The sequence below is a fragment of the Martinezella rhizogenes genome (assembly GCF_007002745.1).
Taxonomy (GTDB): domain Bacteria; phylum Pseudomonadota; class Alphaproteobacteria; order Rhizobiales; family Rhizobiaceae; genus Agrobacterium; species Agrobacterium cucumeris.
The window spans coordinates 688,121-708,320 of the sequence record NZ_SGNY01000002.1 but is presented as its reverse complement, the minus strand read 5'-3'; the positions used below and the strand labels follow the sequence as shown (position 1 = coordinate 708,320).

The window sequence follows — 20,200 nt, the reverse complement described above, 5'->3', positions numbered from 1 at the left end:
CGAAGGCCCGGCACCGATGCCGTGTCTTCGGGTGCCGACAGGAGGCGAAAACCTCTCCTCCGTCATCCTCGCCCTTGAGGCGAGGATCCATAAGCGTCTGACGGGTGGATCCTCGGGTCAAGCCCGAGGATGACGTCGAAAGTGGAGAAAGGTTTGCACCTGGCCCGGCTGTGATGCCGGGCTTTGTCATTCTTGTGGCCATGTGCCCTGAAATCGCGCCTTGAAATCCCCCCGCCTATCCGTCAAAAATCGTCTTCCCAAGACAGTTTTCGAACGGATCATCCCATGCTGCGTGTCACCTCTTACCACCCCGCCGGAACCCCTGGCGACGAGCCTTCCGGTTATGTCACGCTGGCGCATGACCAGCGGCATCTGCGCCGCAAGTTGCTGCATCTGCAAAATGACGAGATGGTGATGCTCGATCTGAAGGAAGCCGTGCTGTTTGCCCATGGCGATCTTCTGGTGGTGGAAAACGGCGATCTGATCGAGGTTCGGGCCGCGGCTGAAAAGCTGTTTGAAATCACGCCGAAGGATCGGCTTCACCTGATCGAGCTTGCCTGGCATCTGGGTAATCGGCATCTTTCGGCGCAGATTGAGGAGGAGCGCATTCTCATCCTGCGTGACCACGTCATCCGCGCCATGCTTGAAGGTCTCGGCGCCACGGTGCGTGAGGTGGAAGAACCTTTCCAGCCGGCGCGCGGTGCCTATCACGCCCATGGCGGCCATTCCCATGGTCATGATCACGGGCACCACCATCACGATCACGGCTGATCCGTGGGCGACGATCGCGGCGTTGCCGCGCTGCTGCGGCTGATGGCCTGGCTGTCGCCGGCCTTTCCGGTTGGCGGTTTTTCCTATTCCGGCGGGCTGGAAAAGGCGGTTGAGGACCGGCGTGTGCGCGATGCCGCTGAACTGGGCGGCTGGGTGGAGACACTTTTGCGCCACGGCAGCCTGTGGAACGATGCGGTGTTTCTGGCGGAAGGCTGGCGCAGGGGCAGTGATGCCGCCGCCCTGAATCAAACGGCCACTCTTGCGCGGGCACTGGCCGGCTCGGCGGAGCGATATCGTGAAACGGTGCTTCTGGGTGATGCCTTCGTTGCCGCCGCAGGCGCATGGCCGCATGTGGTTCTCGAGCTTTTGCCGGAGGAATGTCCATATCCTGTCGCCGTCGGGGCCGTGGCCGCCGCGCATGGGGTGCCGCTCAAGGAAACGCTTGCCGCTTTCGCACATGCCGGCGTCTCGCAAATGGTTTCGGCCGGCATCCGCCTCGGCGTCGCAGGCCAGAAGGATGGCGTCGCCGTTCTGGCCGCAAGCGAGGCGGTGATTGCAGAGATGGCCGCGAGGACCGTGCAATCCACGCTCGATGATCTCGGCAGCGCCACGATCCTTGCCGATACGGCGGCGATGCGCCACGAGGTTCAGGGCACGCGGCTTTTCCGTTCTTGAAGCAGACAGTACGGCAATCGTTGGAGCGGGCGCATACCACTTGTTTCTTCTCCCCAAGGGGGGAGAAGGTCGCGGCAGCGGGATGAGGGGGCGAGCTCTCAGTCTCTCGCTGGCGTTGCCCCCTCATCCGACCCTTCGGGCCACCTTCTCCCCCTCGGGGAGAAGAAACAGGCGGCACGGTTCTTGCTTTCTTTTGAAGCGTTGGTCCAAGGCATTAAGGTAGAAAATACCAAAGCATAGTGAAGGAAACACAGTCGTGAAATCGGGCATGAAATCGGGCAATGGCCCGCTGCGCGTCGGCATTGGCGGGCCGGTTGGTTCGGGCAAGACGGCGCTGACGGAAAAGCTCTGCAAGGCGATGAGCGCCGATTATTCCGTCGCCGTCGTTACCAACGATATCTACACCAAGGAGGATGCCGAGGCGCTGGTGCGCATGCAGGCGCTGCCATCGGAACGGATTGTCGGCGTGGAGACGGGCGGTTGCCCGCATACCGCAATCCGCGAGGATGCGACGATCAATCTGCAGGCGATTGCCGGGCTCAATGCGCGCTTTCCGGATCTGGATGTCGTCTTCATCGAATCCGGTGGCGACAATCTCGCAGCGACCTTTTCGCCCGATCTTGCCGATATCACCATCTATGTGATTTCCGTCTGCCAGGGCGAGGAAATCCCGCGCAAGGGTGGGCCGGGCATCACCCGCTCCGACCTGCTGGTCATCAACAAGAAGGACCTCGCGCCTTATGTCGGGGCCGATCTGACTGTCATGGACAATGATGCGACCCGCATGCGCAATGCCATGCCCTTCGTCTTCACCGACATGAAGCGGGGCGATGGGGTGGAGCGCATCGTCGGTTTCCTGAAAGAGCAGGGTGGTCTCTGAGCCATGAATACGCCTCTTCATTTCGGTCCCTATGCCGTTTCCCGTTTTGTCGATGGCGTCTACAAGGCGCCGGTCGGCCATCTCATCCATCGGCAGGGCGAGACGGCGCTGGCCGCGGTTCTCGCCGGGCTTGAAGGCGAGACGGTGGATGTGGATGTCAATTGTTTCGCGCTCTCCGGGCCTGATGGCATCTGGCTGGTCGATGCCGGTTGCGGCACGGCCTGGGGCGCCGCTTATGGCCATGCCCGCGCGGCGCTGATCGCCGCCGGTATTCAGCCGGCCGATGTAAGGCGTGTCATCCTCACCCACATTCACGGCGACCATGCGTTGGGTCTCATTGATGGCGACAAGCCCTATTTTCCCAATGCGGAAATATGGGTGCCGGAGGCCGATCTTGGCTTTTTCACTAGTGCGGATGCCCGCAAGAGCTTGCCGCCAGCCCGGCAGGGCGGTTTCGATCTCGCCGCCCGGCTGCTCGATATCTGTGGTGCCATTCTGCGGCCGATCCCCATGGGCATGATTGCCGACGACATCGAGGCGATCGCCATGCCCGGCCACACGCCGGGGCATGCCGGCTATCTCATCGGCAGCGGCGATAACCGGCTGTTATTGTGGGGTGATGTACTGCATGTCAGCGGGTTGCAGGCAGATGATCCTGAAATCGCTTTCGTTTACGATATCGATTCCGAACTTGCCTATGCCACCCGTGTTGCGGCGCTGGCCGAGGCCGCCGATCACGGCTGGCTGGTATCCGGCGGCCATCTTGGCGGCTTTTTTCATATTGAACGGCAGGGCGACGGCTTCCGCTTCGTGCCGCAGCCGGGTTGATCTGACCTTTCCGGAACGGCGAAAGGCGGGCTGCCGGCTGGCATCCCGCCTTTCTTCCTCTCCCGCTATCTTCAGATCTGCTTCAATGCTGCGACGTCATTGACCTGCACGATGCGGCCACGCACGGTGACACCTGATTTTTTCAGCGCCGAGAAGGCGCGTGACAGGGCTTCCGGCGCAAGACCGAGCTTGCCGGCAAGCAGGCTCTTCTGGAACGGCAGCCGCAGCGAAAAGGATGTCGCATCCCGCGGGCCCTGATTGATGAGATAATGGGCGACGCGTTGTGGCGCGGTCTGCAGCCGGTCGTTGGCGATGCAATCCATGGTGCCGAGCAGGCTGTTGGAAAGGCAGCGCATGACGGCCTTGGCGATTGCCGGCTCCTGATCGATCAACGTCCTAATTCTCGCGAGCTCGAAACGCGCCACCGTGCAGCTTTCCGCCGCCTGCGCGCTGTAGCGATAGGTGTCGCTGCCGAAAATCAGGCATTCGTTGAACGTATCGCCCGGACCGCTGACGCGCACATCCGCCTCGCGCCCATGCCTGTCCAGCCGGTAAAGGCGGACATAACCCGACAGAACGCAATAAAAATGCTGCGCCGCTTCGCCTTCCTTGAAGAGCACATGGCGGGCGTTGACATTGATGATGGTCGCCGCCTCCATCAGTTTCAACGCCACTGCGTCATCCGCTATCCCGATCAAGGGCGCGCGCAGCAGAATGTTCCTGTCCCTGTTGCTCAGCTTCACGGTCTTGTTCACGTCCATCCGGCTCCCGCTCAAACCTTTTGCCGGGCTGTCCGCAGCGATACGAAACCGGGGATGTTCCGTCTCTCTCACGCCTATCTGCAAAGAACTCATCGCATTATCCTTCGACCGGCAATTCCCGATGCGAGGGAGATTAGCAGTTCACCTGAAAAGCGAATTGATTTCGATCAAACGGGGTTTGACGCTGTCATATTTGGGGGAGCCGGAATGTGACGAGGCCATGCATGCTTCAAAGCGCAGGGGAAATATGAAGCAGGTGGGTGCCGCATGTTTCTTCTCCCCGAGGGGGAGAAGGTCGCGGCAGCGGGATGAGGGGGCGCGCTTGCCGGATTTCGGAGAGCTTGCCCCCTCATCCGACCCTTCGGGCCACCTTCTCCCCGGCGGGGAGAAGAAACGTGTGGCGACGTATTGCGCAAAATAAAAACGCCGGGCACAAGGCCCGGCGTTTCAAACTTCATTCTGCGAGCTTCACTCCGCAGCAAGCGGCGGCAGCCGCAAGATATTGCTGCCCTTGTCGCTGGATTTGTCTCCCGAGCCCTTTTCCATGCCGGCGACCCGGGCCTCCAGCGAGGAGAGAGCCAGGCTGTTTTCGCGGGCGATCTCCGAGAGTTTCTCGTTGGAGAGAGCCTCTTCCTCCTCTTCCTTCTTGCCGACGAAACGGCCGAAGAGGTGGGCGAGCAGGCGCGACAGGTCGTCCATGATCAGGAAGAAGGCCGGAACCACGATCAGCGACAGCACGGTCGAGACGATGATGCCGCCGATGACCGCGATTGCCATCGGCGCGCGGAACGAGCCGCCTTCGCCGACGCCGAGTGCCGAAGGCAACATGCCTGCCGACATGGCGATGGAGGTCATGATGATCGGGCGGGCGCGCTTGCGGCCGGCCTCGATCATGGCGTGGACCCGTTCCATGCCATGACGGCGCATTTCGATGGCGAAGTCTACCAGAAGGATGGCGTTCTTCGTCACGATGCCCATCAGCATCAGGATGCCGATGAGAACCGGCATGGACAGCGCGTTCTGGGTGATGATGAGCGCGACGGCCACGCCGCCGATGGCGAGCGGCAGCGAGAACAGGATGGTGAAGGGCTGGATGACATCCTTGAACAGCAGGATGAGCACCACCAGCACCAGCAGCAGGCCAAGCACCATGGCGTTGACGAAGCCCTGCTGCATTTCGCCCTGCACCTTGGCGTCGCCGCTTTCCGCCAGGCGCACGCTTGCCGGCAGCTTGGTTTCCTCGACGATCCGCTTGAATTCGGCCGTCGAGGTATCGAGCGCCGTGCCGAATGGCACGTCGGATCCGATTGAGACGACGCGGTTGCGGTCATTGCGCTTGATCGAGCTCGGACCTTCCGAATAGTCGATGTCGGCGACGCTGTAGAGCGGCACCAGCGACCCGGATGCGGTCTTGATCTTCAGGGCGCGGATCGTGGCAAGATCGCGGCGGGTATCGATGGATGCCTGCACGCGGATCGGAATCTGCCGGTCATCGAGCGAGATCTTCGTCAACTGGGCGTCGATATCGCCGATGGTGGCGACGCGAACCGTCTGCGAAATCTGCTGCGGCGTGATGCCGAGGCGGGCGATTTCATCCTTGCGCGGGCGGATCTGCAATTCCGGACGCGGCAAGGCGCCTTCCGAGCTGACATTGGCAAGGATGGGCGAGGCGCGCAGGCGGCTTTCGAGAATGCCGACGGCGTCGTTCAGGTCCTTCTCGTTCGACGACAGGAAGTTGAAGCTCAGCTCGCGTTCCGCACGGTCGTTCAGCTTGATGATGCGGACATCCGGAATGGTGCGGACCTTGGCGAAGATATCCCGTTCCACATCCCACTGCGGACGTGTGCGGCCCTTTTCTTCCACCTTCGGAAGATATTGGCCGATGAGCGGAATGGAGCCCAGACCCTTGTTGACCAGCACCTTCAGCAGCGAGTGGTCGATATGCTGGAGGATGACGTTGACGGTGGCGCGGCGAAGTTCCAGATCGCCCTTGGGCGAAGCGCCACCGAGAATGAAGACGCTTTCCACGCCGTTGATGTCACGGATGGCATGGAATATCTCGGTCGTCGTCCGGTCGGTTTCATCCAGTGTGGCATTGGGCGGCAGTTCCACCGAAAGCGTCACACGCGAGGCGTCGTCCGGCGGCAGGAAGCTGCCCGGAACGCCGGCGAGAAGAATGACGGAGGCAACGAGGAAGCCGATGGCGCCGATGAGCGTGAGGTACCGCGCCCACCACTTGCGGGTGGTGGCGGAAACCATGCGCGTATAGGCCTTCATCAGCCGGCCGTCATTGTCGTGATGGTCGTCCATCGCGTCTTCGGCGCGCATCAGATAGGCCGCCATCAGCGGCGTGATGAGGCGGGCCACCGCCAGTGAGAAGAACACCGAGAAGGCAACCGTCAGACCGAACTGGATGAAGTACTGACCGGGAATGCCGGGCATGAACGAGACAGGCACGAAGACGGCGATGATGGTGAAGCTGGTGGCGATGACGGCGAGACCGATTTCGTCGGCGGCTTCAAGTGCTGCCCGATAGGGCGTCTTGCCCATCTTGATGTGGCGGGCGATGTTTTCGATTTCCACGATGGCGTCGTCCACGAGAATACCCGTGGCGAGCGTCAGCGCGAGGAAGCTGACGAGGTTGAGCGAGAAGCCCATGATATCCATGATCCAGAAGGTCGGGATCGCGGAAAGCGGCAGCGCCACGGCGGCAATCAGGGTTGCGCGCCAGTTCCGGAGGAAGAGCAGGACGACGATGATGGCGAGGATGGCGCCCTCTATCAGCGTATCAAGCGCCGCCTTGTAGTTGCCATAGGTGAAATAGACGGCGTCGTCGACCATCTGGATCGAGACTTCCGGATGATCCTTGCGGACCTTTTCGAGGCTTTCCGCCACGGTTTCGGCAACCGAGACTTCGCTTGCGCCCTTGGAGCGGAACACCGCGAAGGTGACGGCGGGATTGCCGTTGAACCGCGAGAAGGATTTCTGCTCCTGATAGGTGTCGGCCACCGTACCCAGCTCGGAAAGCTTGACGAAGCGGCCGTTGGAGAGCGCGATGGTGGTGTTGGCAAGCTGCGTCACGTCGCGCGTGTCGCCGAGCGTGCGGATCGTCTGCTCATTGCCGCCGATCTGGCCGCGGCCGGAACCGAGATCGATGTTGGTGCCGCGCAGCTGGCTGTTCACCTCGCTCGCGGTAATGCCATAGGCATCGAGTTTTTCGGGGCTGAGCGAAACACGCACTTCGCGGTCCGCACCACCGTAACGGTCGACCTTGCCGATGCCGGACTGGCCCTGCAGCGAGCGCTTGATCGTGTCGTCGACGAACCAGGACAGTTCTTCGAGCGTCATGTTCGGCGAAGAGACGGCAAAGGTCTGGATCGCCTGGCCTTCGACGTCGATCTTGCTGACCACAGGCACTTCGATATCGGCCGGCAGATCGCTGCGGATCTTGTCGATGGCGTCCTTCGTGTCCTGAACGGCCTCTTCCGTCGGCTTTTCGATGCGGAAGACGACCGTTGTCGTCGACTGGCCGTCGACCACGGTGGACTGGATTTCATCGACGCCACTGATGGCGGCGACAGCGTCTTCGATTTCCTTCGTCACCTGCATTTCCAGCTCGGAGGGCGAAGCGCCGCTCTGGGTCACGGTGACGGCAACGACGGGAACGTCGATATTCGGAAAACGGGTGATCGGCAGGGTCTTGAAGGCCTGCATGCCGAGGATCATCAAAAGCGCGAAGCCGAGAAGCGGCGCAATCGGGTTACGGATTGACCATGCGGAGAAGTTCATTTCATTCCCTCAGTCAGTTGGACGCAGCCGTCTGGGCTTCGACCGGTCGGATCCGGTCACCATCACGCACGAATGCTCCAGCTTTCTCGACAACCTTGTCTCCAGCGGCAAGGCCGCTGACAATTTCGATGAAACCGCTGTCTTCTATGCCGGTCTCGATCTTCACCTGCTTGACGACGTCGCCTTCCACCCTGCGGGTGGTCGAGCCTTCGCGTCCGGAGGTCACGGCCGATAGCGGCAGGGCAAGCGCGTTCGTCTCTTCGACGATGATCTCGGCGCTGGCATACATGCCTGAGCGTGCCGGGCTGTTTTCCGGCAGCACCACGTGTACGGAACCGAGGCGCGTCGTCGGATCGACGGTCGGCGACACGAGGCGCACCTTGCCCTCTATTTTCTGGGCTCCGCCGGCAACCGTCAAATAGGCTTTCTGACCGGCCTTGACCTTCTGGATATCGGTTTCGGAGAGATCAGCGACGAGTTCGATCGCGCCATCCTTGATGACGGTGAAAAGCGGATTTCCGGCACCGCTGGCAATGGCTCCGACCTTGGCGTTCTTGGCGGAGACGATGCCGGCGACAGGAGTTTTCACGCCGGTGCGGGTCAGTTTCAGATCGATATCGTCGATCTGCGCGGCAACGACCTTGATGTCAGCCTCGCCGGCGGACACCGCCTGTCTTGCTGCCTCCAGCCGGGCCTGCGCCACTTGCGCGGCGGCTTCGGTCTTTTCCGTCTCCGAAACCGAACCGGAGCCGCTCTGGCCGAGCTTGGCGGCGCGGTCACGCTGGCGAAGGGCATCGTTGAGATTGGCCTGCGCTTCCAGCACCTGCGCTTTCGACTGGGTGACGGAGGCTTCGGCCTTGGCCTTGTTGGCCTCAAGTTGGCTCTTTTGCAGCACAAGGCTGTCAGAGGACAGCACGGCCAGAACCGCATTGGCCTCCACCCGGTCGCCGATATCGGCATTCAGCGTGTCGATCGACAGGCCGTCAACCAGCGGCTGGACGTAGATCTCGTCCACGGGGCGGATTGTGCCTGTCGCGATGATGCGGTCCACGAGATCGCGTTTCGCGGCGTGCGCCACGATGATGGAGGGCAGGTTCTGCTGCTTGGCCGGTGCCTGCGCTTCGCCTTCGGCGGCAGCCGAAAAGGGCAGTGCCGTTGCGGAAAGAAGGAGGAAAACAAAGCGGTTGAAGGTAAATTTATGCTGCATGTGTCTTGGCTCGCGCAATATCCGATCGCATGTCCTGCAGCCGTGAGGCGTGTTTTAATAGGTCATGCGATAGCGAATGTGAAACAAGGGATCACAATACTTCCTTTTCGATCCTCCCGATTCAAACGCCCCTCAACGCGAATCTCAAGCACCTTGCCCTTGTGCTTTTTCTACAAGATCAAATCTGGCAGTCTTGTGGGCGGGACTCTAATTGTTGTTGTCGTGCAAATCAATCCGCATAGCCACGATGGTTGATATACATTTTTGTATAGCGGTAGATGTTGTAATTCGTCAGATGGGTTACCACTGAGTGAGGCGGTCGGGAATTCTGAGAACGCCTAATACACCGTCATCGTCGGGCTTGACCCGAGGATGACGGAGGAGAGGTCGTCATTCAACAAAATCGCGCGGTCATCGCCGCGCGATCTTATCTTCCCGCCTCAGACTATTTCAGCGCCGCGTCGGTGATTTCGGTGGTATAGGCGCCGGAGGGTTCCCTGGTAATGACCGGGTCGGACCCGCCGCCGAGCAGCGTCTTGACGGTGCGTTCGTAATCCGCCTTGTCGAGCGCGCCTTTCGAGCCGGCAGTCAGCTTGGCGACTTCGCCCATCATGCGCTTCTGGTGCTTTTCGGTCTGGGCGCCTGAGGCGTCGTTTTCGAGAACGATATCTGCGGCATCGTCAGGGTTTTCTTCCGCCCACTTCCAGCCCTTCATCGAGGCACGGACGAATTTGACCATGTCTTCCTTGAATTTGGCGTCCTTCAGCTTGTCTTCGAGAACGTAAAGCCCGTCTTCCAGCGTCGCCACGCCTTCGTCCTCATATTTGAAGGTGACGAGGTCTTCCGGCTTGATGCCGGCATCGAGGACCTGACCGTATTCATTATAGGTCATGGTGGAAATGCAGGCGGCCTGTTTCTGCAGCAGTGGATCGACGTTGAAACCCTGCTTGAGAACGGTAACGCCATCTGCGCCGCCGGTGGTCGGTATTTTCAGGTGCGCCATCCATGACAGGAACGGATATTCATTGCCGAAGAACCAGACGCCGAGCGTCTTGCCCTTAAAATCATCCGGTTTGGTGATGCCGGTTTCTTTCAGGCAGGTGAGCATCATGCCCGACGATTTGAACGGCTGGGCAATGTTGACCAGCGGCACGCCCTTTTCACGGGTGGCGAGTGCGGATGGCAGCCAGTCGACGATCACGTCAGCGCCGCCACCGGCCAGAACCTGTGCGGGCGCAATGTCTGGGCCGCCCGGCTTGATATCGACGTCAAGGCCTTCGGCTTCATAAAAGCCCTTGTCCTTGGCAACGTAATAACCGGCGAATTGCGCCTGGGTCACCCATTTCAGCTGCAGGGTAATCTTGTCGGCGGCCTGCGCACTGAATGCCGTCATCACTGACGCGCCGGCAAGAAGCATGGATGCAAGTTTCATTTTCATCGCTGTTCCCTTTTTCGTTATTTACGTTCGTCCCCCACGGACGGACGGATGCCAGAAGGTGACGGCCCGCTCCGCGAGCGCCACCAGACCGTAAAAGCCGGAGCCTGCGAGCGCGGCGACCGCGATTTCGGCCCAGACCATATCGACATTGCTGCGGCCCATTTCCGCCGAGATGCGGAAACCCATGCCGACGATGGGTGTGCCGAAGAATTCCGCGACGATGGCGCCGATCAGCGCCAGCGTGGAGTTGATTTTCAGCGCGTTGAAGATGAAGGGCCAGGCGGCGGGCAGGCGCAGCTTCACCAGTGTCTGCCACCAGCCGGCGGCATAGGTGCGCATCAGGTCGCGTTCCATGTGGCTGGAAGCGGCAAGCCCCTGCACCGTGTTCACCAGCATCGGAAAGAAGGTCATGATGACGACGACGGCGACTTTCGACTGCCAGTCGAAGCCGAACCACATGACCATGATGGGGGCGATGCCGACGACAGGCAGAGCGGAGACGAAATTGCCGATGGGCAGCAGCCCGCGCTGGAGGAAGGGCGAACGGTCGATGAGGATGGCGACGGCAAAGCCGAGGCCGCAGCCGAGCACATAGCCCGTCAGCACCGATTTGAGGAAAGTCTGGCGGAAATCCGCCCAGAGGATCGGCAGGGAGCTGGCGAGGCGCGCGAGGATGGCGCTGGGGGCCGGCAGCAGGATGGGCGGTACGGAAAAACCACGGACCACACCTTCCCACAAGACGAGGATGGCCAATCCGAAGAGGAGCGGCACGGCGATGCGGCTGATGCGCTTTGCCGAGGGGGAAACGAAGCGGCGGCGCACCAGCCATTCGTTGAAGGCCCAGGCGGCAAGCCAGAACAGGATCGCGCCGATAAACCAGAAGGGGTTCGTCATGGCCTTGCTCCCATTCGTTTCAGGACTGCCGCGTGGGCGATGCCGATAATGGACACCAGAAGCGCTGCGACACCGGCGGCCATGAACAGCGCCGCCCATATCTGCACCGTCTGGCCATAATAGGAGCCGGAAAGCAGCCGCGCGCCGAGACCGGCGACGGCTCCTGTGGGCAATTCACCGACGATGGCGCCGACCAGCGCAATGGCAATGGCGATCTTCAGCGAGGTGAAGAGATAGGGCAGTGCGGCGGGCCAGCGCAGCTTCCAGAAGATTTGCGCAGGCGAGGCATTATAGGTGTGCATCAGGTCCAGCTGGATGGTTTCGGGACTTCTCAGGCCCTTCACCATGCCGACGACGATGGGAAAGAAGGAAAGGTAGGTGGAAATCAGCGCCTTCGGCAGCAGGCCGGAAATGCCGATGGAATTCAGGACGACGATGATCATCGGCGCAATGGCGAGGATGGGGATCGTCTGGCTGGCGATGATCCACGGCATGACGGAGCGATCCATGGCGCGGTTATGGATGATGGCGACGGCGAGCAGGATGCCGAGGACCGCGCCGATGGCGAAACCGAGCAGCGTGGCGGAGAGCGTAACGCCGGCATGATAGACGAGGCTGCGCTTGGAGGTGATGGCCTTGTTGACGGTGGTGTCCCAGAGTTCGGCGGCGATCTGGTGCGGGGCGGGGAGGACCGGGCGCTCCTGCGCGAAGGTTTGCGGCAGGAGCTGCGAGAAGCTCGGCGTCTGGCCGGCGCGGGCGGCCTGATCGCGGGCGAAGGGCATGTTGAGATAGATGACGGCGAGGTGCCAGACGATGAGGATGGCGAGGAGGACGGTGAGGATGGGGAGGATGTGGTGGCGGAGGAGGGTCATTGGTTGACCCTCGGTTGGTGGGGGTTACGTTTGCTCCGAGGGCGCGGTTTACCCCCCTCTGCACTGCCGAGCATCTCCCCCTCAAGGGGGGAGATCGACTCGTTGTGAGCTCTCGTCCATCTGAAAGCTTGAGAATGGAGTGGCGAAATCGCGCCTTGCCGATCTCCCTCCTTGTGGGGGAGATGCCCGGCAGGGCAGAGGGGGGTAACGCCTGCCGCAGCGGCGTCTTTTCCAGCATCACCCCTCATAGCTATGCCCCGCCTTCAACCCCTCACGCACCCGATGCGCAATCGCCAGAAACTCCGGTGTCTCGCGAATTTCCAGCGGCCTTTCCCGAGGCAAGGTGGATGTGATCACATCCGTTACTCTCCCCGGCCGCGGCGACATGACGACAATTTTCGTCGAGAGATAAACCGCTTCCGGAATGGAATGGGTGACGAAGCAGATGGTCTTGCCGGTCGTATCCCAGAGTTTCAGCAGCTGTTCGTTCAGATGATCGCGGACAATTTCGTCGAGCGCGCCGAAGGGTTCGTCCATCAGCAGCAGGTCGGCATCGAAGGCGAGTGCGCGGGCGATGGAGGCGCGCTGCTGCATGCCGCCCGAGAGTTGCCAGGGGTATTTCTTGCCGAAACCGTTGAGGTTGACGAGGTCCATCGTACGCTCAATGCGTTCGCGCTGCTGGGCTTTGGTGTAACCCATGATTTCGAGCGGCAAAGCGATATTCTTTTCGATGCTGCGCCAGGGATAAAGTGCTGCGGCCTGAAAGACATAACCGTAGGATCGGTCCCGACGGGCGTTTTCCGGCGTCGTGCCGTTGACGGTGATCTCTCCCGATGTGTGTTTTTCGAGATCGGCAATGACCCTCAGAAAGGTGGTCTTGCCGCAACCCGACGGGCCGATGAAGGAGACGAATTCGCCCTTGCCGACTTCGAGATCGACATTGGACAGCGCATGTACCGGCCCATCCCCCGTTTCGAAGGTGAGGCCGAGATTTTTGGCGGAAACGACGGAATAGGGGGAGGCCGGATTCATCGTGGCTTGGTTTCGCTTTCCGTCAGGGCCGCGAGCGCCAATGGCAGCATGCGGGTTTCGGTGAGTCTGGCGATCGGCAGATCGGGCGTGGTGTCGAGATCGAGCCAGCGCACTTCCTCAATTTCCGCCTGCGGCAGGACCTCGGTATGAAGTCTGGCTGTAAAAGCATGGGCAACGACATCGGCCCCCGGCTCATTGGCGGCTTCCTCCCGAAAGACGCCCTCATAATGAACGGCATGGTCTGGCAAGGTCAGGCCGATTTCCTCGGCAAGTTCGCGGCGCAGGGCCTGTTCCGGCGTTTCCCCGGGGTCGATCTTGCCGCCCGGTTGCATGAATTGTGTGGTGCCGCGCTTGCGCACCACCAGCATTTGCCGCCGCTCGTTTAAAAGAACGGCAGCGGCGATGATGATTTCACGTTTTGCTTCAGTGCTCATGATCACACACCCGATGCCGGAATGCCGCTGCGTTCCACCCGGCGCGGCGAAACAAGTTCCTTCCAGGTGGAAAGCGCCCGGCTGACGGCGGGGTAGGGATCGCGGGCGATAAACTGGCCGTGGCCCGGCTGGGTTTCGATGCTGCCCTCCTCGATGCTGACGAGACCGCGCGACAGGGTGAAGCGCGGCAGCCCCCTGATCTTCTGTCCCTCAAAGACATTGTAATCGATGGCCGATTGCTGGCTCGCCGCGCTGATGGTCTTTTTCAGTGCCGGATCCCAGACGACGATATCGGCATCGCTGCCAACGAGGATTGCGCCCTTTTTCGGATAGATATTGAGGATCTTGGCGATGTTGGTGGAGGTGACGGCGACGAATTCGTTCATCGTCAGACGTCCGGTCACCACACCATGGGTCCAAAGCAGCGGCATGCGATCTTCGAGCCCGCCGGTGCCGTTTGGTATCTTGCGGAAATCACCCAGCCCGAAGCGTTTCTGCTGGGTGGTGAAGGCGCAATGGTCGGTCGCCACACATTGCAGCGACCCGGAGGCGAGACCCGCCCAGAGACTGTCCTGATGCTGGCGGTTGCGGAAGGGCGGCGACATGACCCGGCGGGCGGCGTGATCCCAGTCGGGATTGGCATATTCGCTTTCATCGAGGATCAGGTGCTGGATCAGTGGCTCGCCATAAACCCGCATGCCGTTTTGGCGGGCGCGGCGGATCGCTTCATGCGCCTGCTCGCAGGAGGTGTGGACGACGTAAAGCGGCGCGCCGGCCATATCGGCGATGATGATGGCGCGGTTGGTGGCCTCGCCTTCCACCGAGGGCGGGCGGGAATAGGCATGCGCTTCCGGCCCGGTATTGCCTTCCGCCATCAGCTTCTCCTGCATCTGCGCGACGATATCGCCGTTTTCCGCATGCACGAAGGGAAGGGCGCCCAGTTCGGCGCAGCGCGAGAAAGAGGCGAACATCTCGTCGTCATTCACCATCAGTGCGCCCTTATAGGCCATGAAGTGCTTGAAGGAGTTGATGCCCTTTTCCAGAACCACTGTCTTCATGTCGTTGAAGACCTGCTCGCCCCACCAGGTAACGGCCATGTGGAAGGAATAGTCGCAATTGGCCCGCGTCGCCTTGTTGTCCCAGCGCTGCAGGGCGTCGAGAAGCGGTTGGGCGGGCTCCGGCAGGCAAAAATCCACCACCATGGTTGTTCCGCCGGCCAGTGCCGCCCGCGTGCCGCTCTCGAAATCATCGGCGGAATAGGTGCCCATGAACGGCATTTCCAGATGCACATGCGGATCGATGCCGCCGGGCATGACGTAACATCCGGTAGCATCGAGGATGGTGCCGCCGGTGAGATCAAGCCCGATCTCGGTGATTTTGCCACCTTCGATTTTTACATCGGCCTTGTAGGTGAGGTCGGCGGTAACGATGGTGCCGTTCTTGATGATGGTGGCGGTCATTGAACTGTGTTCCCGGTGGCGAGGGCTGGCGAATAGCGGTCGGGATGATTAGGCGGGAAAGTCTTAGTGTTCAGCACGGCGAGGATGGTGTTGAGCGTAAAGGAAAGCTCTTCGAAGATTTCGTGGTTCCAGAACCGTAGAACTGCATAGCCGTGATTGTTAAGCCAGAGCGTTCTTTGCCGGTCATGCATGGAAGAGGCGTGCTGTGATCCGTCAAGCTCGACAACCAGCATTTGTTCGCGGCAGACGAAATCGGCGATGTAAGGGCCAAGAGGGACTTGTCGGCCGAATTTGAAACCGTTCAACCGCCGGTCCTTCAGTTCGTACCAGAGGCGGTATTCGGCGTCGGTCTCGTCGCGGCGGAGTTTTCGGGCTTGTGCAGTTTTGCCTGAGTGGCGTTTTGCTGCTTTTTTACCGGTATGGTCTGCCATGACCCTTGCCCCCTCATCCGGCCCTTCGGGCCACCTTCTCCCCGGCGGGGAGAAGAATTGGGAGGAACCGTCGCATATTTCTGTGACGTCGATGGTCGGGGTGAGGGGCTTGCCACGGGTTTCTTCTCCCCGCCGGGGAGAAGGTGGCCCGAAGGGTCGGATGAGGGGGCTTGGCCTCGTTGGTACGATCATTCCACGATCTCCGCCGTCTCCAGCACCGCATGCAGCAGCACGTCGCAACCGGCCTTTGCCCATTCGGGCGAAATCTCTTCCGCTTCGTTGTGGGAAAGCCCGTCCACGCAGGGGCAGAAGATCATGGTGGAGGGGGCGACCCTTGCGGTCCAGCAGGCATCGTGGCCGGCGCCGGAGATGATGTCCATGTGGCTGTAGCCGAGTTTTTCGGCAGCAGTGCGCACGCGGCCGACCAGAACCGGATCGAAGGTGACGGGGTCGAAATGGCCGATGGCTTCGATCGCGCAGCCGACGCCGAGTTCTTCGGCGATCACTGGCACCTCGCGCTCGAAAATGGCGCGCATGCTGTCCAGTTTCGCCTGAGACGGTGTTCGAAGGTCGATGGTGAAAACCACTTTGCCGGGCAGCACATTGCGGGAATTGGGGGTGAAGATCATCTGGCCGACGCCGGCGACAGCGCCCGGCTGGTGGGCCATTGCCACTTCCTGCACCTTTTCGAGAATGCGGGCCGCGGCAAGGCCGGCATTGACGCGCATGGCCATCGGCGTGGAGCCGGTATGGGCCTCCTTGCCGGTCAGTGTCACTTCCAGCCACCACAGGCCCTGGCAATGGGTGACGACGCCGATCTGTTTGTCCTGCGCCTCCAGAATGGGTCCCTGTTCGATGTGATATTCGAAATAGGCGTGCATTTTACGCGCGCCGACATCTTCCTCGCCCAGCCAGCCGATGCGTTTCAGCTCGTCGCCATAGGTCTTGCCGTCTGTATCGGTGCGGCTGTAGGCGTAATCGAGATCATGGATGCCGGCAAAGACGCCTGATGCCAGCATGGCGGGCGCAAAACGCGCGCCTTCCTCGTTCGACCAGTTGGTGACAACGATGGGGTGCCGGGTTTTGATGTTGAGGTCGTTGAGGCTGCGCACCACCTCCAGCCCGGCCAGCACACCGAGCACGCCGTCATATTTGCCGCCCGTCGGCTGGGTATCGAGATGGCTGCCGATATAGACAGGAAGCGCGTCCGGATCCTCACCGGCGCGGGTGGCGAACATGGTGCCCATGCGGTCGACGCCAAGCGTCAGGCCCGCCGCCTCGCACCAGCGCTTGAACAGATGGCGGCCTTCTCCGTCCTCATCCGTCAGTGTGCGGCGATTATTGCCGCCGGCGATGCCGGGGCCGATCTTCGCCATGTCCATCAGACTATCCCACAGACGGTCGCCATTGACCGTCAAGTTCTTACCCGCCGCCATGAAATGTCGTCCTCACCTGTTTTGTTTTTATCGAAGCAAAGCTTGTGCCGTTCCTGTTTTTGCCGGCTAAGATAACAGCCATTGCCTTGTGCTGGCGATGATGGATAAATTGACCGGCTGGTAAACAATGCAAATTTGCGATGACGTCAGCAAGGGACTTTTGTGACGAATCGCACTATTTTGCCTAAACTGTACGCGTCGATTATTTTTTAATCATACTGTAGCGGCAATTGCATCGAAAAGAAACAGAGAGCAGAGAATGGCCATACCGCGCGCAGCGAAAACACAGAAGCGGACCCGCATTCAGGAGGAAAAGCAGGAAGCTATCCTCGAGGCAGCGCTCAGTGTCTTTTCCATCAACGGCTTTCGTGGTTCCACCATAGACCAGATTGCCGAGGCGGCCGGCATGTCCAAGCCGAATGTGCTTTATTATTTCCGCACCAAGGAGGCGATGCATCGCGCCCTCATCGAGCGGGTGCTGGATACATGGCTTGATCCGCTCAGGGCTTTTGATGCCGAGGGTAATCCTGAAAGCGAAATCCGCTCCTATATTCGCCGCAAGCTGGAAATGTCGCGGGATTTTCCGCGTGAAAGCCGGCTGTTCGCCAATGAAATCCTGCAGGGTGCGCCGCATATCGAAGATGAGCTGAAAGGGCCTCTCAAACAACTGGTGGATGAAAAGGCCGAGGTGATCCGTGCCTGGGTGAAGGCCGGGCGGATTGCCAAATGTGACCCCTATCATCTCATCTTTTCGATCTGGTCGACCACCCAGCATTATGCGGATTTTGATGTGCAGGTGCGGGCGGTGCTGGGTGACAGGCATGGCGGCGATGGCCGTTTTGAAGATGCGGCCCGACATCTGGAGCAGCTTTTCATTGGTGGATTGCGGCTAAACGGCTAAGCGGGACGGGTTCTCGCGAATATGTGATCGATGTTTTGTGTCAAAACATGAGGAAAATGATCACCTTTATACTTTACTCCAAAACTCATCTTTACTATGGTGCCGCTATCCCGAATGTCCGGGGCATGAAAAATCAACCGGCAGGTGAGGGAATGGCACGCAAGGAAAAGAAGAAGGCCGAACGCGGCGGCAAGCAGGGCAAAGGCGCGCCTCAAAACGAAAAGGACGTGGCCGAACAGCAGCTTTCCGGGCCGAAGAGCTTTCTTTATGTCGGCGGCCGTGACTGTCAGGTTGCCCATCTTCGCCAGATCGCCAGCAATTTCGGCGCTGAACTGATCCATCACGATGGCGGACTGCGTGAAGCGGTGTCGCGCATCGATACCGTGCTTCCTTCCGTCGACTGCGTTTTCTGCCCGATCGACTGTATCAGCCATGATGCGTGTCTGCGGGTGAAGTCGGGTTGCAAGAAATTCGGCAAGACGTTCATTCCGCTGCGCAATGGCAGCAAATCCAGTCTGGAGCGGGCGCTGCAGACCATGAATGAACGGACCTCCAGCGATGAGCGACGAGCGCAATAATTTCCATGATGATGAGCCCGCGGCAGCAGAAGCCTGCCGCGTGGAACTGCACAAGATGGCCGAACAGGGCGCCGATCCGGCCCTGACGGACATGTATGAAATCGTCGGCGAACGGGAGCGGCGCAACCGTGCGGCGGCCGCCGACAGCAATGTGGTGACCTTTCCCCATCTGCGCACCCGCCAACCCGGCGAAACGCCTTCCTTCGCCCTCGGCGAAGCGGCTAAAGGCGGCCGCAACATCCTGTCGTTTCGCTGGAGGCGTCGTTAAGGCCGATCAGCCTTTCGGCTTCAAAAATGCCCCGGCGCAGAGCACGAGCCATCCGGTGATCATGCCAAGGCCACCCGTGGGTGCGGCGAAGGGAAACAGGCTGTGGCCGGAAAAATGCCTGACGACGAGATCACCGACAAAGATCGCGGTGCCCAACCCCAGGATCAGGCCGGCTGGAATGGCGGTCCTGATACGGTCCGCACCGATATGGAGCGCCACCAGCACCGGGGCATGCGCCAGCGCCATGGCCGAGGCATTGCCCAGCATATAGGTCTCGCCCGTATGCGTGGCGGCGGCGGCAAGCATGACGCCGGCGGCACCCAGAAGGCCGCCGAGCAAAAGAATGAAGGCGCGCAATCTGTCGTGGGTCATGGATTTTCCGCTTCCTGATTCTGCATATGAAAAGCCAGCCGCTCCACCGGCGCCCAGATGATCTCGCGCAGCTTGGGGTTCTCGATGGTCTCGTCCATGGCGCGGCGGAAGCAGAGCAGCCATTCATCGCGCTCGGCAGGGCCGATGGGCGCGACGAAATGGCGGCGGCGCAACATCGGATGGCCGTGTTTCTCGACATAGACGGGCGGTCCGCCAAGATATCCCGTCAGATAATCGTAAAACTTCGCCTCGCTGCCGGAAAGATCGGCAGGGTGGATGGCACGGCAATGCGCCGCCTCCGGCAGGGTGTCCATCAATTCATAAAAGCGCCGGGTCAGGGCCTTGACGGTCGCATCGCCGCCGATCGCTTCATAAAGGGTAGTGGTCTCGCCGCTCATCATCCGCCTCGTCTGGCCCTGCGGTCCTTATCGCTTTCTCAAGCGGGAAGAGCAACAAGGAAAGGTGGGATGCGACATTTGCGACATTGTGCTGATCGACCCCTCAGTTTTCGGGCCCGACGTATCGTTGAATAGCCTGAACGGCGATTTTGAGTGGCGCGACATGTTCTGTCACCACGGCCCAAACCACATCGTCCGCGATCTTGTGGTATTCATGGCGGAGAATATTGCCGATCCCGCGAATCTGTTTTCATGGGATGTCCGGCGCGAGGTCCAGCAATTCCTCCGGTATGTGCCGTGATGCCTCGGAAACGATCTCCAAGGCGCGCTGTACAGCAAGCTTGAGGAGCCAATTTTGCTGAAAATCAGCAAGTGACAGGCCTGCAGTGTGGTCTCAATGCCGTTTATGGCCTCCATAATTTCAGAGAGAACTGGCCCAACCCTGCGTCTGATCATCAAAATATCCGTACTGCGGATCGCTCGATGTCATTCCGGAGCAGCGGGTGGAGGCTGTTGCGTGTCGTCACGTCCACTTCCACCGCCAGCTCTTCTTCCAGAAACTGCTTGATACCGACGAGATCGAGCAATGAGAAACGGCGGCTCGGATCATAATCGATAAAGATGTCCAGATCGCTTGAACCAAGGGCTTCATCGCGGGCCGTCGATCCAAAAATATAGAGCGACGTTGCGCCCATGCTTTTCACCGCATGGGCGTGCCGCTTGAGTTTTCTGATCGCGTCCGTTCTCTTCATGCGTTCAGCTTATATCATCCCGC

22 protein-coding genes and 1 pseudogene are annotated in these 20,200 nt (G+C 60.3%); 8 read left to right on the top strand and 15 right to left on the bottom strand.

The features are described 5' to 3' along the window. Nucleotides 1–285: 285 nt before the first annotated feature. The 4 genes from ureE (at nt 286) to aidB (ending at nt 3,154) form a co-directional block, all read left to right on the top strand. Complete coding sequence (gene ureE / locus EXN68_RS09100; protein ID WP_142840503.1) at nt 286–771, top strand: urease accessory protein UreE; 486 nt, start codon at nt 286–288, stop codon at nt 769–771. 3 nt (nt 772–774) lie between these two features. Then, nucleotides 775–1,446, top strand: coding sequence for an urease accessory protein UreF (locus EXN68_RS09095; RefSeq protein WP_161991259.1), 672 nt, complete (start codon nt 775–777; stop codon nt 1,444–1,446). 268 nt (nt 1,447–1,714) lie between these two features. Continuing rightward, nucleotides 1,715–2,326, top strand: a complete 612-nt coding sequence (gene ureG, locus EXN68_RS09090) for an urease accessory protein UreG (protein WP_065114033.1) — start codon at nt 1,715–1,717, stop codon at nt 2,324–2,326. Between the two features lie 3 nt (nt 2,327–2,329). Beyond that, the gene (gene aidB, locus EXN68_RS09085) at nt 2,330–3,154 is read left to right on the top strand and encodes an AidB family quorum-quenching N-acyl homoserine lactonase (RefSeq protein ID WP_142840502.1); all 825 of its coding nucleotides are present in this window, start codon (nt 2,330–2,332) and stop codon (nt 3,152–3,154) included. Between the two features lie 71 nt (nt 3,155–3,225). On the opposite strand, the gene EXN68_RS09080 is transcribed toward aidB, so the two are convergent. From EXN68_RS09080 to EXN68_RS09020, 11 genes are all read right to left on the bottom strand, one after another. Next, on the bottom strand, nt 3,226–3,915 hold the full coding sequence (locus tag EXN68_RS09080) for a Crp/Fnr family transcriptional regulator (RefSeq protein WP_142840501.1): 690 nt from the start codon (nt 3,913–3,915) through the stop codon (nt 3,226–3,228). Between the two features lie 468 nt (nt 3,916–4,383). Next, nucleotides 4,384–7,704: an efflux RND transporter permease subunit gene (locus EXN68_RS09075; RefSeq protein WP_142840500.1), complete on the bottom strand. Its 3,321-nt coding sequence runs from the start codon at nt 7,702–7,704 to the stop codon at nt 4,384–4,386. 13 nt (nt 7,705–7,717) lie between these two features. Next, nucleotides 7,718–8,911, bottom strand: a complete 1,194-nt coding sequence (locus EXN68_RS09070; RefSeq protein ID WP_142840499.1) for an efflux RND transporter periplasmic adaptor subunit — start codon at nt 8,909–8,911, stop codon at nt 7,718–7,720. 445 nt (nt 8,912–9,356) lie between these two features. Continuing rightward, on the bottom strand, nt 9,357–10,349 hold the full coding sequence (locus tag EXN68_RS09065) for an ABC transporter substrate-binding protein (protein WP_142840498.1): 993 nt from the start codon (nt 10,347–10,349) through the stop codon (nt 9,357–9,359). Between the two features lie 21 nt (nt 10,350–10,370). Beyond that, nucleotides 10,371–11,243, bottom strand: a complete 873-nt coding sequence (locus tag EXN68_RS09060; RefSeq protein WP_142840497.1) for an ABC transporter permease — start codon at nt 11,241–11,243, stop codon at nt 10,371–10,373. Further along, entirely contained in the window at nt 11,240–12,115 is an 876-nt protein-coding gene (locus EXN68_RS09055; RefSeq protein WP_142840496.1) for an ABC transporter permease, read from the bottom strand. Before EXN68_RS09055 ends, EXN68_RS09060 begins: the two co-directional genes overlap by 4 nt. A 237-nt stretch (nt 12,116–12,352) precedes the next feature. Then, nucleotides 12,353–13,147, bottom strand: coding sequence for an ABC transporter ATP-binding protein (locus tag EXN68_RS09045; protein ID WP_142840495.1), 795 nt, complete (start codon nt 13,145–13,147; stop codon nt 12,353–12,355). After that, on the bottom strand, nt 13,144–13,581 hold the full coding sequence (locus tag EXN68_RS09040; RefSeq protein WP_142840494.1) for an NUDIX hydrolase: 438 nt from the start codon (nt 13,579–13,581) through the stop codon (nt 13,144–13,146). Before EXN68_RS09040 ends, EXN68_RS09045 begins: the two co-directional genes overlap by 4 nt. A 2-nt stretch (nt 13,582–13,583) precedes the next feature. After that, the gene (hydA, locus tag EXN68_RS09035; RefSeq protein ID WP_142840493.1) at nt 13,584–15,041 is read right to left on the bottom strand and encodes a dihydropyrimidinase; all 1,458 of its coding nucleotides are present in this window, start codon (nt 15,039–15,041) and stop codon (nt 13,584–13,586) included. Next, the gene (locus tag EXN68_RS09030; protein ID WP_142840492.1) at nt 15,038–15,472 is read right to left on the bottom strand and encodes an endonuclease domain-containing protein; all 435 of its coding nucleotides are present in this window, start codon (nt 15,470–15,472) and stop codon (nt 15,038–15,040) included. Before EXN68_RS09030 ends, hydA begins: the two co-directional genes overlap by 4 nt. Before the next feature lie 188 nt (nt 15,473–15,660). Next, nucleotides 15,661–16,908: a Zn-dependent hydrolase gene (locus EXN68_RS09020; RefSeq protein WP_161991258.1), complete on the bottom strand. Its 1,248-nt coding sequence runs from the start codon at nt 16,906–16,908 to the stop codon at nt 15,661–15,663. Nucleotides 16,909–17,167: 259 nt separating this feature from the next. Here EXN68_RS09020 and rutR point away from each other — a divergent pair, with 259 nt between their 5' ends. The 3 genes and pseudogenes from rutR (at nt 17,168) to EXN68_RS09005 (ending at nt 18,655) form a co-directional block, all read left to right on the top strand. Continuing rightward, nucleotides 17,168–17,809 carry an HTH-type transcriptional regulator RutR gene (rutR, locus tag EXN68_RS09015; protein ID WP_142840491.1) on the top strand — a complete coding sequence of 214 codons (642 nt, stop codon included), beginning with the start codon at nt 17,168–17,170 and terminating at the stop codon, nt 17,807–17,809. A gap of 254 nt (nt 17,810–18,063) precedes the next feature. Continuing rightward, nucleotides 18,064–18,387: pseudogene (locus EXN68_RS09010) on the top strand (DUF2325 domain-containing protein); the annotation flags it as partial. After that, on the top strand, nt 18,368–18,655 hold the full coding sequence (locus EXN68_RS09005) for a hypothetical protein (protein ID WP_142840699.1): 288 nt from the start codon (nt 18,368–18,370) through the stop codon (nt 18,653–18,655). The pseudogene EXN68_RS09010 and the gene EXN68_RS09005, both read left to right, overlap by 20 nt. Before the next feature lie 6 nt (nt 18,656–18,661). Here the strand turns inward: EXN68_RS09005 and EXN68_RS09000 are convergent, their stop codons facing one another. Next, nucleotides 18,662–19,027: a DUF423 domain-containing protein gene (locus EXN68_RS09000; protein WP_142840489.1), complete on the bottom strand. Its 366-nt coding sequence runs from the start codon at nt 19,025–19,027 to the stop codon at nt 18,662–18,664. Further along, entirely contained in the window at nt 19,024–19,425 is a 402-nt protein-coding gene (locus EXN68_RS08995) for a group II truncated hemoglobin (protein WP_142840488.1), read from the bottom strand. Before EXN68_RS08995 ends, EXN68_RS09000 begins: the two co-directional genes overlap by 4 nt. Between EXN68_RS08995 and EXN68_RS28245 the strand changes: the two genes are divergently transcribed. Continuing rightward, nucleotides 19,409–19,726 (top strand): hypothetical protein, encoded by a 318-nt coding sequence (locus tag EXN68_RS28245; protein ID WP_428845908.1) that lies wholly within the window; start codon nt 19,409–19,411, stop codon nt 19,724–19,726. The two genes, EXN68_RS08995 and EXN68_RS28245, sit on opposite strands and share 17 nt — an antisense overlap. Here EXN68_RS28245 and EXN68_RS28240 read toward each other — a convergent pair. Together EXN68_RS28240 and EXN68_RS08985 are read right to left on the bottom strand one after the other, a co-directional pair. Beyond that, a complete protein-coding gene (locus tag EXN68_RS28240) occupies nt 19,676–19,804 on the bottom strand; it encodes a HepT-like ribonuclease domain-containing protein (protein ID WP_442866769.1) in 129 nt (42 codons plus the stop codon). The genes EXN68_RS28245 and EXN68_RS28240 overlap by 51 nt on opposite strands. Nucleotides 19,805–19,880: 76 nt before the next feature. Beyond that, complete coding sequence (locus tag EXN68_RS08985; protein ID WP_142840487.1) at nt 19,881–20,177, bottom strand: nucleotidyltransferase family protein; 297 nt, start codon at nt 20,175–20,177, stop codon at nt 19,881–19,883. Nucleotides 20,178–20,200 lie beyond the last annotated feature (23 nt).

Bases quoted from the DNA above. Each gene is read 5' to 3' on its own strand.
- ureE (WP_142840503.1), top strand. From the start codon at position 286: ATGCTGCGTGTCACCTCTTACCACCCCGCCGGAACCCCTGGCGACGAG.
- ureG (WP_065114033.1), top strand. From the start codon at position 1,715: ATGAAATCGGGCAATGGCCCGCTGCGCGTCGGCATTGGCGGGCCGGTT.
- aidB (WP_142840502.1), top strand. From the start codon at position 2,330: ATGAATACGCCTCTTCATTTCGGTCCCTATGCCGTTTCCCGTTTTGTC.
- EXN68_RS09080 (WP_142840501.1), bottom strand. From the start codon at position 3,915: ATGGACGTGAACAAGACCGTGAAGCTGAGCAACAGGGACAGGAACATT.
- EXN68_RS09075 (WP_142840500.1), bottom strand. From the start codon at position 7,704: ATGAACTTCTCCGCATGGTCAATCCGTAACCCGATTGCGCCGCTTCTC.
- EXN68_RS09070 (WP_142840499.1), bottom strand. From the start codon at position 8,911: ATGCAGCATAAATTTACCTTCAACCGCTTTGTTTTCCTCCTTCTTTCC.
- EXN68_RS09065 (WP_142840498.1), bottom strand. From the start codon at position 10,349: ATGAAAATGAAACTTGCATCCATGCTTCTTGCCGGCGCGTCAGTGATG.
- EXN68_RS09060 (WP_142840497.1), bottom strand. From the start codon at position 11,243: ATGACGAACCCCTTCTGGTTTATCGGCGCGATCCTGTTCTGGCTTGCC.
- EXN68_RS09055 (WP_142840496.1), bottom strand. From the start codon at position 12,115: ATGACCCTCCTCCGCCACCACATCCTCCCCATCCTCACCGTCCTCCTC.
- EXN68_RS09045 (WP_142840495.1), bottom strand. From the start codon at position 13,147: ATGAATCCGGCCTCCCCCTATTCCGTCGTTTCCGCCAAAAATCTCGGC.
- EXN68_RS09040 (WP_142840494.1), bottom strand. From the start codon at position 13,581: ATGAGCACTGAAGCAAAACGTGAAATCATCATCGCCGCTGCCGTTCTT.
- hydA (WP_142840493.1), bottom strand. From the start codon at position 15,041: ATGACCGCCACCATCATCAAGAACGGCACCATCGTTACCGCCGACCTC.
- EXN68_RS09030 (WP_142840492.1), bottom strand. From the start codon at position 15,472: ATGGCAGACCATACCGGTAAAAAAGCAGCAAAACGCCACTCAGGCAAA.
- EXN68_RS09020 (WP_161991258.1), bottom strand. From the start codon at position 16,908: ATGGCGGCGGGTAAGAACTTGACGGTCAATGGCGACCGTCTGTGGGAT.
- rutR (WP_142840491.1), top strand. From the start codon at position 17,168: ATGGCCATACCGCGCGCAGCGAAAACACAGAAGCGGACCCGCATTCAG.
- EXN68_RS09005 (WP_142840699.1), top strand. From the start codon at position 18,368: ATGAGCGACGAGCGCAATAATTTCCATGATGATGAGCCCGCGGCAGCA.
- EXN68_RS09000 (WP_142840489.1), bottom strand. From the start codon at position 19,027: ATGACCCACGACAGATTGCGCGCCTTCATTCTTTTGCTCGGCGGCCTT.
- EXN68_RS08995 (WP_142840488.1), bottom strand. From the start codon at position 19,425: ATGAGCGGCGAGACCACTACCCTTTATGAAGCGATCGGCGGCGATGCG.
- EXN68_RS08985 (WP_142840487.1), bottom strand. From the start codon at position 20,177: ATGAAGAGAACGGACGCGATCAGAAAACTCAAGCGGCACGCCCATGCG.